The sequence below is a fragment of the Rhizobium sp. AAP43 genome, from assembly GCF_001296045.1.
Taxonomy (GTDB): Bacteria; Pseudomonadota; Alphaproteobacteria; order Rhizobiales; family Rhizobiaceae; genus Allorhizobium.
Window position 1 is genome coordinate 68161 of sequence record NZ_LJHS01000008.1, and the last position, 12227, is coordinate 80387.

Sequence of the window (12227 nt, forward strand, 5' to 3'; positions counted from 1 at the left end):
ATGATGATTCACCAGAGAATGGCTTTTTTGAAGCAGCCTCGCAAGACGATCGATATTCCTCGTCAGCTGACGCGCGAAATGCAGAAGTCGATCACATCGTTCAGCGCACTTTTCCAAGGTGAATTCGGCAGCGGCGCCAGGGCATCGCGCGCGATCGTCCCGTAATGTTGGGCCCGCTGGATGGTGTCGTTCAGTGCGCCGTATTTCCCGATCAGGACAAGCGCCCGCTCCAGCCGTTCGTCATCGCTCTGGCCGCCCTCGATCGACTGCTTCCAGAACTCCCGTTCCTCCGCCGTCCCGCGACGATAGGACAGGATGATCGGCAGCGTGATCTTGCCCTCGCGGAAATCGTCGCCGACATTCTTGCCGGTTTCAGCAGCCTTGCCGCCATAATCGAGCACGTCATCGACCAACTGGAAGGCAAGGCCGAGATTCATGCCATAGGATTTGAGCGCGCTGCGCGTGCCCTTGTCTGTGCCGGCTACGATCGGACCGACTTCGGCTGCGGCGGCAAAAAGGGCGGCGGTCTTGGCGCGGATGACGGCCAGATAGTCGTCCTCGGTCGTCTCCATGTTCTTGGCGACGGACAGCTGCAACACTTCGCCTTCCGCGATGACGCAGGCGGCGGTCGAGAGAACATCGAGCGCGTCGAGCGAGCCGACCTCAACCATCATCCGGAAAGCCTGACCGAGCAGGAAGTCGCCGACGAGAACGCTTGCCTGGTTGCCCCAGATGGTGCGCGCCGTCGATTTGCCGCGGCGAAGGTCGCTTTCGTCCACCACGTCGTCATGCAGAAGCGTTGCGGTGTGCATGAACTCGACCGAGGTCGCCAGCTTGATATGATGGTCACCCTCATAGCCGAACATCGCAGCCGTCGCGAGCGTCAGCATCGGACGCAGCCGCTTGCCGCCGGAGGAAATCAGGTGATTGGCGACTTCCGGGATCATCTGCACATCCGACCCGGCCTTCGACAGGATCAGCTGGTTGACGCGCTCCATGCCGCTCTTTGTCAGGTCCACCAATGGCTTGACGGATGCCTGTTTGTTTTTGTTGTCTTCAAGCGGTATGACTACGCCCAACGCACCGGACTCCTGTTCGAATTGGTGTCCGACCATAAAAAGCCGAGACCGCAACGGCAAGGGGCGAATTGTCCCGCCGGGGCGCAGCCAGGGGATTTTCGGACCGATATGCACGAAATCATTCGCAGCAACGACGTCGTTCTTCTGTCCTTCGCCGAAAGCCTGATGCGTGACGCCGGAATCAGCGCCATGGTCGCAGACCAGTCGATGAGTATTCTCGAGGGATCGCTCGGCATGCTGCAGCGCCGTTTTCTGGTCGATTCCGATCGTGTCGATGAGGCGCGCCGTATCCTCAGTGATGCCGGCCTTGGCGCCGAGCTGCGCGATCGTGACGCCTGAGGTTGCCGTGTCGTCGTCCGCCTTCCCCATCGCGCAGGAAACTGTAGACGCCTTTCACCGGGGCGCGTTCCATCTGGTCCAGCCAGTCGGTCGCGGTCATCGCGCCGGCATGGATGCGATGATGCTGGCCTCGCTCGTGGTCGATGACCGGCCGGTGCGGATCGCCGATCTGGGGGCGGGTGCCGGTGCGGCCGGTCTTGCCGTCGCCACGCGCCTGCCCAAGGCTTCGGTCGTGCTGGTCGAACGCTCCGCCGACATGGCCGAGTTCGCGCGAAAGAGCCTGGCGCTTAAGGAAAACGCCCATCTGGCCGGTCGCGCTGAAGTGATTGAAGGCGACGTGACGTTGACCGGCAGGGCCCGGGTGGCACAAGGCCTTCCCGACGATACTTTCCAGCATGTCATCATGAACCCGCCCTTCAATGATCCGGGTGACCGCAAGACGCCGGACCAGCTGAAGGCGGAAGCCCATGCGATGACGGAAAACCTGTTCGACAGCTGGATCCGGACGGCCGGCGCAATCACACGGCCCGGCGGCCAGCTCTCGCTGATCGCCCGGCCACAATCGATTGCTGAAATCATCACGGCCTGTGGCCGGCGTTTCGGCGGGCTGGAGATCACCGCCATCCATCCACGTGAGGGCGAAAACGCCACCCGTATCCTGGTGACGGCAATCAAGGGCTCGCGTGCCAGGCTGCAACTGCGTGCACCGCTCCTCATGCACGACCGACCGGATAGTCACGCTTTTGCGCCTCTGGTTGACAGTCTGAACAATGGCCGAACGGGCTATTCCCGGTTGCGTTGAGACCGTCTGATTTTTGCCGTCGACCTTGTGTTTGGTCCGCGGCTCCTTACATCTCGATCACGTTGGGTGATACCGAGGAGTTCGACACGGCAATGGCAGATGTTTTGAAACGGCTGGTTCCGAAGCGCTTCCAGAAGAAGGGCGTGGTCATTCCCGTTGTGCGGCTGCATGGGCCGATCATGAGCGGTGGATCCAGGTTCCGGCCAGCCCTCAATCTCGCCACTGTCGCTGGTCAGCTGGAAAAGGCCTTCTCGATGAAGGAGAGCCCGGCGGTTGCCCTGTCGATCAATTCGCCCGGCGGATCGCCGGTTCAGTCGCGCATGATCTTTGATCGTATCCGTGCGCTTGCCGAGGAAAAGAACAAGCGCGTTCTGGTCTTTGTTGAGGATGTTGCTGCCTCGGGCGGTTACATGATCGCGATCGCTGGTGACGAGATCATTGCCGATGCCACCTCGATTGTCGGCTCGATCGGTGTCGTGTCCGGTGGCTTTGGTTTTCCCGAACTCTTGAAAAAGCTCGGCGTCGAGCGCCGTGTCTACACGTCCGGCGAAAACAAGGTGATCCTTGATCCCTTCCAGCCGGAGAAGGAAAGCGACATCGAATACCTGAAGACCCTGCAGGTCGAGATCCACCAGATCTTCATCGACATGGTCAAGGCCCGCCGCGGAACCGTGCTTGCTGACAATCCCGACCTCTTCTCCGGCCTCTTCTGGACGGGCAAGCGCGGTCTGGAACTCGGCCTTGTGGATCGGCTCGGCAATGTCCGGGACGAGGTGCGTACCCGCTACGGCAAGGACGCCCGGCTAGAGCTTGTCGGTGCGGCGAAGGGCCTGTTCGGCCGCCGCAGCCCGGGCATCGGCGCATTTGCCGGCGTCGACCAGATCGCGGCACAGGCGGTCGCGGGTCTTGCGGAGACCGTCGAAGAAAAGGCATTGTGGGGCCGCTACGGGCTCTGAGCCGGGCAAGAAAAGAGGCTGACGACGAGGGGACATGGCACAGCTGATATTCATGGGAATCCTGGTGGGCGGCGCTTGGCTGCTGTACCGCCGCTTCGTCTCCGATGCGGAAAAGCTTGCAGCCCGCAGACGCGCCGAAGAGAAGGAACAAGAGAACGACGCCGTCGGCACCCTGATCAAGGATGAGACAACCGGCGAATATCGCCTTCGGCGTGAAGACGACTGAGTTTCGTGAGGCACAGTGCGCAGCTTGCACTTGAGTGAAACCTGTGGTGCCGCTAGGTATGCAAAATATCCTGGCGATTGAGGGGCTGATCTAGGCCCGTCGCGGACAAGGCTGGCTTGGGACGTTGATGAACGATACGCGAAATTTTCCGGGATTATCGGGTTTTGTGGCGCGCGAAATCGATGAGGTGGACTGGTCTGCGACCTCCCTCGGCCCGATAGAGCACTGGCCGGCCGCGCTGAAGACGACGGTAAGGCTCGTGCTGTCGTCGCGCCAGCCCATGTGCTTCTGGTGGGGCGATGAGCTCCTGCAGTTTCACAATGATGCTTATCTTCCCATGCTTGAAGGGCGTGCGAATAGTGCCCTCGGCCAGCCCTTCCGAAAGTATTGGGCTGATGTCTGGGACGGCGTGGAACCCTTTGTGAGCAAAGCTTTGGCCGGCGAGGGGACCTGGATGGAGGATCTGCCTCTCCAGATGATCCGCAACGGTGTACCCGTTCCAACCTATTGGACCTTTTCCTACAGCCCCATCTACGACGACGACGGCGAAATCGCCGGTCTCCTCAATGTCGTGACGGAAAAGACCGCTGCCATCGCCGATCGGCAGGCCCTCGAACAGGCCTATCTCGAAGCGCAGAACCATCTGGTCGAGCAGGAGCGGCACGAGGAAGAGCTGAAACTGCTCAACCGCGAACTGGCGCACCGGATGAAGAACACGCTGGCCATGGTCCAGTCGATCATCAGTCAGAGCCTGCGCGGTGCAACCTCCATACCCGAAGCGGCCGCCACCATCGGCGCGCGCATCCAGACGCTCGCCAAGGCCCAGGACGTCCTGACTGGAATGAGTGTCACCGCAGCCGAAATCACGGCGATTGCCAAGACGGCGGTTGCGCCCCACGTCGACGGCGAGGAACGGATCAAGATTGAAGGCCCCAAGGTCTATCTTTCCGCGCAGCAGGCGCTCGGCCTCTCGCTCGCGATCCATGAACTCGCCACCAATGCGACGAAATACGGCGCGCTGTCGGCACCGCAGGGGCGTGTCCACATGACCTGGGGGCAGTTGCCTGACAGCGGTTTCACCTTCGACTGGCGCGAAAGCGGCGGCCCGTATGTCGTCGAACCCACCCGGCGCGGCTTCGGCTCGCGTTTGACCGAGCGTGTCGTCTCTGATCTGTTTCAAGGTCAGGCCGGGATCCGCTTCCAGCCGGAAGGGGTCTCCTTCTCTCTGGTCGGCAAACTCCAGCAGGCGGCAGATCTCGACGGTTAAGCACAAGCGTCCGTCGATACGGGTGCAGGACGCCCGCGTCAGACGCTTGACCCTCGCGCCCGCTCATGGCACCAGACGGGCCGAAACCGACAGCCAAAGCGGATGGATAACCCGATGACCACGCCCCTTGCCCCGCACATGGACCCCAAGCGCTCGTTCCAGGCGCTGATCCTGACGTTGCACGCCTATTGGGCGGACAAGGGTTGCGCGGTCCTGCAGCCCTACGACATGGAAGTCGGCGCTGGCACCTTCCATCCGGCCACCACCCTGCGAGCCCTCGGCCCGAAACCGTGGAAGGCAGCCTATGTTCAGCCCTCGCGCCGCCCGTCGGATGGCCGTTACGGCGAAAACCCGAACCGCCTGCAGCACTACTACCAGTATCAGGTGATCCTGAAGCCGAACCCGTCCAATCTGCAGGAACTCTATCTCGGTTCCCTGAAGGCTATCGGCCTCGATCCGTTGCTGCATGATGTGCGTTTCGTTGAGGACGACTGGGAAAGCCCGACGCTGGGCGCCTGGGGCCTCGGCTGGGAATGCTGGTGCGATGGCATGGAAGTCTCGCAGTTCACCTATTTCCAGCAGGTCTGTGGCATCGAATGCTCCCCCGTTGCCGGTGAGCTGACCTATGGTCTCGAGCGCCTCGCCATGTATGTCCAGGGCGTCGACAATGTCTATGACCTGAACTTCAACGGTCGCGAAGGCGAGGAGAAGATCTCCTATGGCGACGTCTTCCTGCAGGCCGAGCAGGAATATTCCCGCCACAACTTCGAATTTGCCGACACGGATATGCTGCATCGCCACTTCATCGATGCCGAGAAGGAATGCCAGGCGCTTCTTGCCGCCGGCGCACCGACCGACAACGACAATCAGCGCCTGCACAAATGCGTCTTCCCGGCCTATGACCAGTGCATCAAGGCAAGCCACGTCTTCAACCTGCTCGACGCCCGTGGCGTCATCTCGGTTACCGAACGCCAGGCCTATATTGGCCGGGTGCGCGCGCTCGCCAAGGCTTGCGGCGAGGCCTTCCTGATGACCGACGCGGGTGGCATCAACTTCGGCAAGGTCGCCTGACCTAGAAAGCCAGACCTGCCGAGACGCGGTTCTCGATCCGCACCACCAGGCCCTGGATCTTCGCCATGAGAATGTCGAAGTCCACGGGCTTCGTCAGGTAACTCTCAGCACCGGCGCTCAAGCCTTCGATCAGCTTGTCCCTGTCTGAGAGGGCGGTGAGGAAGAGGAACGGGGTGTTCGAGAATTGCGGATGATTGATCTGCAATTCGCCGAGCATCGAAATGCCATCCATTTCCGGCATGGTGATGTCGGAGATGACGATGTCGGGCTGTTGGCGCAGAATGATATCAAGCCCTTCACGGCCGTTCTCCGCTTGCAGGACCTTCAGTCCCGCGTCCTCCAACTCCTCGGCGATCAGTTCACGCACGTCCCTTTCGTCTTCTATGCACAAAACAGTGATCATGGCTCACTCGCTTTCCGCCCTTGGGCGCTATGCGGCGTTGACGGTCGCCGCCTCCGTTTGAACGTTTGACTGTGGTCCAGCGACAGGCAGCACCATGGTGAATGTGGTGCCCTTGCCACGCCGGCTTTCGATGAAGATGTCGCCGTCATGCAGGTTGACGATCTGCTTGACCAGCGAAAGGCCAATACCGGTGCCGGCAATGCCGGTTGACGTCCGGGCCCTGAAGTAGGGTTGGAACAATTTCGGAATATCCTCAGGGTCGATTCCGATGCCCTCATCGCGGACAGAGAGGAAAACATGCTCCTCTTCCTGCCAGCCTGTTATGTGAATGTCGTGGGCACGGGGCGCGTACTTGACGGCGTTCGACAACAGGTTGGTGATGACCTGGGAGATCGCCAGTGCATCGCAGCGGATGGCCACGGGCAGCCCCGTCAGATCTGTCTCGAAGCGGTGGTGCTGGGCCGAGAGCTTCTGCCGCTTGATCGCCTGTTCGATCAGCTTGTGCAGCGAGCACTCGACGAGCATCAGTTCCACCTTGCCGGTATCCATCCGGCCCGCAGACAGGAAGCTTTCCATCAGCTCGACCATGCGGGATACCGAGGATCGGATCAGTTGCGTTTTTTCACCCAGAAAGGCGCCTTCGACCTCGCCCTTTTTCCGCTGCAGTCGCTGTGCTGCGCCATCGATGATCGCAAGCGGCGTGCGGAATTCGTGGCTCGTCATCGAGACGAACTGCCGCTGCATCGCGTTGATATTTCTCTCCTTCTCGAGCGCCTCCTCCAGTGCTGCCGCCTGAGCCTCGATCTCGGCCGTCCTTTGCCGAACCGTCGCTTCCAGCTCGTCACGATTGCGGATCAGGTCGTTCTCCGCCTGCTTGCGCAGGGTAATGTCGGTATAGCTCAAGACATAACCGCCGCTGGTCAGGGGCTCTGAATGCACAGCAAGCACCTTTCCGCTCGCCCTTTCGCGCTCGAAACCATAGGGAAGCCCAAGCTCTGCCTGTTCGACCCGTTCGCGCACCATGGCCTCGAGATCGCCGTCGCCATATTCGCCGCGCATGGCGTTGTAGCGAAGAATATCCTCGAACTTTGAGCCTGGCGGGAACAGCTCCGGCGGAATGTTCATCAGGTCATAAAGCCGATGATTGGCCATCAGCAGCCGCGAGCGGCCATCGAAGACGCCGATTCCGCCCGGAATGGCATCGAAGACCTGCTCGAGCAAGCCGAATGCCTTGCGCTGATCGGCAAGAGCAATCGCCACCTCGGCAAAGATATCGCGATCTTCGGCCTTGATCCGCCACACATGGACCTTGACCGGATAGACGGTGCCATTGCGCCGCCTGTGATGAGCTTCGAAACAAACCTTGTTGGCCTCTCCGTCCACCAGGGGACGGATATGCGCGCGATAGTCAGCCTCGCTCATGTCCATCTTGATCTCTGCGGGGGTAAGCCGCGCCAGGGCCGCCATGTTATGACCCGTACGCACACTGGCGGTCCCATTTGCGCGGATGATGGACAGTGTCAGCGGATCGAAGACGTAGATCTCATCCGTCGACAATTCGACCATGTCGATTAGAGCGCAGCTTGTCCCGTGGCGATGAATCACCACATGCGCGATTTCATGCGTAAGATCGGCCAGGATCGACAGTTTCTCGGCACTCATCCGCCGGGCAGTGCGGCCAAAATAGAGCACTGTTCCGAACATTTCTCCGCCGTCTCGCCGGCTCAGCGGTATCTGGTACAGAAAGCCGCGGCTGCGTCCCGCCGTCATCCAGGCAAGATCTTCGTCCTCACCCAATTCGAGTGGCAGCGGTACATCATCCGCCTGGCAGACGTGAAAGAGACGCATCCGACCATTGTCTTGATTGCGGAGATAGATGGCAGCGACCGGCGAAAGGCTGAATTCGCCGACGCTGGTCATCACGTTCAACATGTCGTTCAGCGTCTCTCCCAGCCGACGTTCAGGGATTGCTGCACGCAGAATCTCACGATCGGCGACGAGTGCCCAGATGGGGAATCTGTTCCAGGTCAATGGCTGCATAGGCGGCCCCACGAAGGTTCTTGAATTAATACATTAGGATCTGCAAATTAATGAGATGATTACCGGTTGTTTAGAATTGCGGATATTCGCGTTTTCACGAGACACCGCCGACGCTGACAAACCACGACAGCATGGTTTGGCCGGGGTTTTCATCGCTGAAATATGCTGTAACGTCGGCGCAATTCTGAAGGAGGACGCCGTTCCATGTTCACGACACTCGCCATTCTCGTTGCCGTCGGCGCTTACCTCGTCTTCGTTTACAACGGCCTCGTCAAATCCCGGCAGATGGCGGAGGAAGCATGGTCAGGCATCGACGTGCAGCTGAAACGCCGCGCCGACTTGATCCCCAATCTGATCGAGACGGTGAAGGGCTATGCCGGCCATGAAAAGGCAACGCTGGAGAGCGTCATCGAGCTGCGCAACCGTGCCCAGGCGGTGCCATCAGGTGATGTCGCCGGTCGTGCCGCCGCCGAAGGCCTGTTGGGGGCCGCGCTCGGCAAGATCATCGCACTCGCGGAAGCCTATCCGGATCTGAAGGCCAACCAGAACTTTGCCGAATTGCAGCGCTCGCTGGAAACCATCGAGGGCGAGATCCAGATGTCCCGCCGTTATTACAATGGTGCGGCCCGCGATCTGAACGTCAAGGTCGAGAGCTTCCCCTCCAACCTCGTCGCTGGCCAGTTCGGCTTCTCGAAGAAGCCCTATTTCGAGATTGCCAACGAGGCCGACCGTGCGGTACCGACGGTCAAGTTCTGACGTCCTTCGGCAGATATACCTTTAGAGACTGAGATCAATGACGACTGACAGTGTGACCATCCTTCCGCCCACCCATGCCCTGACCGGCAAGGTGAGCCCTCCGGGTTCGAAATCCATCACCAATCGCGCCCTGCTGCTTGCTGGTCTCGCCAAGGGCACGAGCCGGCTGACCGGCGCGCTGAAAAGCGATGACACCCGCTATATGGCCGAAGCCCTTCGCCAGATGGGCGTGACCGTCGAGGAGCCGGATGCGACCACTTTCGTCGTCACCAGTTCCGCCGAACTGAAGGCACCAGCAGCCCCGCTCTTCCTCGGCAATGCCGGTACGGCCACCCGTTTCCTGACGGCAGCGCTGGCGCTCGGTCAGGGCCGCTACGTCGTCGACGGCGACGAGCATATGCGCAAGCGCCCGATCAAGCCGCTGGTCGAAGCGCTGAAGTCGCTGGGTGTCGCCATCGAGAGCCCCACCGGCTGCCCGCCGGTGACGATCGATGCCACGGGCCGTTTTGAGAAGAACCACGTCATCATCGATGCCGGCCTTTCCAGCCAGTATGTCTCGGCTCTCCAGATGGCCGCGGCCTGCGGTTCCGAGCCGTTCACCATCGAGCTTGCCGGTGCCGATATCGGCGCCCGCGGTTACATCGACCTGACGATGTCTGCCATGCGTGCATTCGGCGCCAAGGTTGAGCAGCCGACGCCGGCCTCTTGGGTCATCCAGCCGACCGGCTATACCGCAACCGATTTCCAAATCGAGCCGGATGCCTCCGCGGCCACCTATCTCTGGGGCGCCGAAGTGCTGACCAAGGGCCAGATCGACATCGGCACGCCGTCTGACGCTTTCACCCAGCCGGATGCCAAGGCCTATGACGTGATCGCGCAGTTCCCGCACATGCCCGCCGTCATCGATGGCAGCCAGATGCAGGATGCGATCCCGACGATTGCCGTTCTCGCTGCGTTTAACGAGACGCCGGTGCGTTTCGTCGGCATCGAGAACCTGCGCGTCAAGGAATGCGATCGCATCCGCGCCGTCTCGACCGGCCTCAACAACATCCGCGAGGGCCTGGCCAAGGAGGAAGGCGACGACCTGCTCGTGGCCTCCGATCCGTCGCTTGTCGGCCAGTCGCTGCCGGCCGAGATCGACACCTTCGCCGATCACCGCATCGCCATGAGCTTTGCACTCGCGGGTCTCAAGATCCGCGACATCACCATTCTCGACCCTGGTTGCGTGGCCAAAACCTACCCCGGCTATTGGGATGCGCTCGCCTCGCTTGGCGTCGACCTCGTCAGGAACGACAAGAAATGACATTGCTCCTTCGCCTGTGCTCCGCGTTCCTTCTCCTTCTCTGGATGGCATGCGGCGCGCAGGCTGAGGAGGTCATTCGCGACTACCACGCCGATATCGCCGTTGCCGCTGACGCCTCGATCGAGGTAACCGAGACGATTACGGTCGAGGCGGAGGGAAACAACATCAAGCGCGGCATCTTCCGCGACTTCCCGCTCTATGCCCTGGACCAGAAGGGCTTTCGCCGCGAGGTCGATTTTGAGCTGATCTCGGTCGAACGTGATGGGCAGCCGGAAAACCACCGCACCGAGAGCATAACTGGCGGCATCCGCATCTACACCGGCTCGGCCGACGTGTTTTTGCGTCCCGGTGAATACACCTACAAGATCACCTACCGCACCGGCCGCCAGATCCGCTATTTCGATGACCACGACGAACTCTACTGGAACACCACCGGCAATGGCTGGATGTTCTCGATCAAGCGTGCCCGCGCGACAGTGACCCTGCCGGGCAATGCCGTGCCGACGAAAACCACCTATTTCACTGGCGCGATGGGCTCCGATGCGCAGAACGCCCGAGAGGTGCCGGGCTCGAACGGTCTGGAATTTGAAACCACACGCCCGCTCGGCCCCCAGGAAGGCTTTACCATTGTCCTCGGCTTCGCCAAGGGCCTCGTTGCTGCCCCATCGGCGGAAGATGGCGTCTGGTGGTTCCTGCGCGACAATCTGAACCTGATCATCGCGGGCGTTGGCCTTCTCCTCGTCTCGCTCTATTACCTGCGCTCCTGGTTCGCCGTCGGCCGCGACCCGGCAAAAGGTGTCGTGGTGCCGCGCTGGGATGCGCCGGATGGCCTCTCTCCAGCGTTGGTCAACTACATAGACAACAAGGGCTTTTCCGGTGGCGGCTGGACGGCGCTGTCGGCCTCGGCGCTCGATCTCGCCGTCAAAGGTTACGTCGAACTCGATGACCTCGATACCGGCATCACCATCCGCCGGACGAAAAAGGCGATCGACGGCATGCTCGAAGCCGGACAGGCGCGGCTGATCAAGGAAATCCCGTCGGCGGGTGATGAACTGATCATCGACAAGGAAAACGGCAAACGCGTTCAGACGGTTGGCTCGGCCTTTCGCGCAGCGATCGAGAAGGAACACCGCAACAAATACTACAAGGCAAACGCCGGCTATATCAGCTTCGGCATCGCCATGTCCGTCGCCATCATCCTCGCCCTGTTCGTCTTCGGCACGCTGGATGAAGATATCTATGCCCTGATGCTGGTGCCGACCTTCTTTTCGATCTTCTTCGGCACCTTCACCGTCGGCCTGGTCAAGATGTTCAAGAGCAGCCGCTCTCTGTTCAGCAAGATCATCTCCATCGTGGCACTTGCCTTCATCGGCTTCGTGGCGCTGTCAACCATGGGCCTGATGCTGCTCTCGATGTGGATGGACCTGGAGCAGACGCATCAGATTCCGCTTCTGCTCGCATTCGGCGGTATCCTGCTCGTCAACATTCTCTTCCTCTTCCTGATGGGCGCGCCGACCCCTCTCGGCCGAAAGCTGATGGACGGCATCGAGGGTTTGAAGATCTACCTGACACTTGCCGAACAGGACCGCATGAACATGGCAGGCGCGCCCACCATGTCGCCCAGCCACTTCGAAAAGCTCTTGCCCTATGCGGTCTCGCTCGGGCTTGAAAAGCCCTGGTCGCAGACCTTTGAAACCTGGCTCGCCACGGCCGCGGCAGGTGCTGCGGCCGCCGCCTACAGCCCGACATGGTATCACGGCAGCAATCCCGGCGGCTTCGGTGATCGCATCGGCGGTTTCTCGTCGTCCATGGCCTCAACCATCGCCTCCACCATCCCAACCCCACCGCCTTCCAGTTCGTCTTCCTCTTCCTCGTCAGGCTTCTCCGGGGGCTCCTCGGGCGGCGGCGGTGGCGGTGGTGGCGGGGGAGGGTGGTAGGCCTCGACCTCCCCCTTGAGGGGGAGGTCGCCGCGAAGCGGCGGGGGG

General features: G+C 61.0%; 12 protein-coding genes. 9 read left to right on the forward strand and 3 right to left on the reverse strand.

Annotation, left to right across the window (positions count from 1 at the left end; genetic code table 11):
- Positions 1-62: 62 nt before the first annotated feature.
- A complete protein-coding gene (locus IP76_RS07535) occupies positions 63-1079 on the reverse strand; it encodes a polyprenyl synthetase family protein (protein WP_054157613.1) in 1017 nt (338 codons plus the stop codon).
- 108 nt (positions 1080-1187) lie between these two features.
- On the opposite strand from IP76_RS07535, the gene IP76_RS22765 reads away from it, so the two are divergent.
- The 6 genes from IP76_RS22765 (at position 1188) to IP76_RS07560 (ending at position 5740) form a co-directional block, all read left to right on the forward strand.
- The gene (locus tag IP76_RS22765; RefSeq protein WP_082352448.1) at positions 1188-1418 is read left to right on the forward strand and encodes a DUF2007 domain-containing protein; all 231 of its coding nucleotides are present in this window, start codon (positions 1188-1190) and stop codon (positions 1416-1418) included.
- Complete coding sequence (locus IP76_RS07540; protein ID WP_245281416.1) at positions 1408-2220, forward strand: tRNA1(Val) (adenine(37)-N6)-methyltransferase; 813 nt, start codon at positions 1408-1410, stop codon at positions 2218-2220. The genes IP76_RS22765 and IP76_RS07540 overlap by 11 nt, the downstream gene beginning before the upstream one ends.
- A 92-nt stretch (positions 2221-2312) precedes the next feature.
- Complete coding sequence (locus tag IP76_RS07545) at positions 2313-3176, forward strand: S49 family peptidase (protein WP_054157597.1); 864 nt, start codon at positions 2313-2315, stop codon at positions 3174-3176.
- 34 nt (positions 3177-3210) lie between these two features.
- Positions 3211-3402: a hypothetical protein gene (locus IP76_RS07550; protein ID WP_054157598.1), complete on the forward strand. Its 192-nt coding sequence runs from the start codon at positions 3211-3213 to the stop codon at positions 3400-3402.
- Between the two features lie 127 nt (positions 3403-3529).
- Positions 3530-4669 carry a sensor histidine kinase gene (locus IP76_RS07555; RefSeq protein ID WP_082352450.1) on the forward strand — a complete coding sequence of 380 codons (1140 nt, stop codon included), beginning with the start codon at positions 3530-3532 and terminating at the stop codon, positions 4667-4669.
- 138 nt (positions 4670-4807) lie between these two features.
- Positions 4808-5740, forward strand: a complete 933-nt coding sequence (locus IP76_RS07560; RefSeq protein ID WP_156318510.1) for a glycine--tRNA ligase subunit alpha — start codon at positions 4808-4810, stop codon at positions 5738-5740.
- 1 nt (position 5741) lies between these two features.
- Here IP76_RS07560 and IP76_RS07565 read toward each other — a convergent pair whose 3' ends face one another.
- Positions 5742-6143, reverse strand: coding sequence for a response regulator (locus IP76_RS07565; protein ID WP_054157600.1), 402 nt, complete (start codon positions 6141-6143; stop codon positions 5742-5744).
- 27 nt (positions 6144-6170) lie between these two features.
- Positions 6171-8183, reverse strand: coding sequence for a PAS-domain containing protein (locus IP76_RS07570; protein WP_054157601.1), 2013 nt, complete (start codon positions 8181-8183; stop codon positions 6171-6173).
- A gap of 204 nt (positions 8184-8387) precedes the next feature.
- Between IP76_RS07570 and IP76_RS07575 the strand changes: the two genes are divergently transcribed.
- From IP76_RS07575 to IP76_RS07585, 3 genes are read left to right on the forward strand one after another with little or no spacing between them, the layout of a single operon-like run.
- Positions 8388-8939 carry a LemA family protein gene (locus IP76_RS07575; protein WP_054157602.1) on the forward strand — a complete coding sequence of 184 codons (552 nt, stop codon included), beginning with the start codon at positions 8388-8390 and terminating at the stop codon, positions 8937-8939.
- A gap of 37 nt (positions 8940-8976) precedes the next feature.
- Complete coding sequence (locus tag IP76_RS07580) at positions 8977-10242, forward strand: 3-phosphoshikimate 1-carboxyvinyltransferase (RefSeq protein ID WP_054157603.1); 1266 nt, start codon at positions 8977-8979, stop codon at positions 10240-10242.
- Positions 10239-12179, forward strand: coding sequence for a DUF2207 domain-containing protein (locus IP76_RS07585; protein WP_054157604.1), 1941 nt, complete (start codon positions 10239-10241; stop codon positions 12177-12179). Before IP76_RS07580 ends, IP76_RS07585 begins: the two co-directional genes overlap by 4 nt.
- Positions 12180-12227: the final 48 nt, after the last annotated feature.

Bases quoted from the DNA above. Each gene is read 5' to 3' on its own strand.
- IP76_RS07545 (WP_054157597.1), top strand. From the start codon at position 2,313: ATGGCAGATGTTTTGAAACGGCTGGTTCCGAAGCGCTTCCAGAAGAAG.
- IP76_RS22765 (WP_082352448.1), top strand. From the start codon at position 1,188: ATGCACGAAATCATTCGCAGCAACGACGTCGTTCTTCTGTCCTTCGCC.
- IP76_RS07575 (WP_054157602.1), top strand. From the start codon at position 8,388: ATGTTCACGACACTCGCCATTCTCGTTGCCGTCGGCGCTTACCTCGTC.
- IP76_RS07555 (WP_082352450.1), top strand. From the start codon at position 3,530: ATGAACGATACGCGAAATTTTCCGGGATTATCGGGTTTTGTGGCGCGC.
- IP76_RS07570 (WP_054157601.1), bottom strand. From the start codon at position 8,183: ATGCAGCCATTGACCTGGAACAGATTCCCCATCTGGGCACTCGTCGCC.
- IP76_RS07560 (WP_156318510.1), top strand. From the start codon at position 4,808: ATGGACCCCAAGCGCTCGTTCCAGGCGCTGATCCTGACGTTGCACGCC.
- IP76_RS07585 (WP_054157604.1), top strand. From the start codon at position 10,239: ATGACATTGCTCCTTCGCCTGTGCTCCGCGTTCCTTCTCCTTCTCTGG.
- IP76_RS07565 (WP_054157600.1), bottom strand. From the start codon at position 6,143: ATGATCACTGTTTTGTGCATAGAAGACGAAAGGGACGTGCGTGAACTG.
- IP76_RS07580 (WP_054157603.1), top strand. From the start codon at position 8,977: ATGACGACTGACAGTGTGACCATCCTTCCGCCCACCCATGCCCTGACC.
- IP76_RS07550 (WP_054157598.1), top strand. From the start codon at position 3,211: ATGGCACAGCTGATATTCATGGGAATCCTGGTGGGCGGCGCTTGGCTG.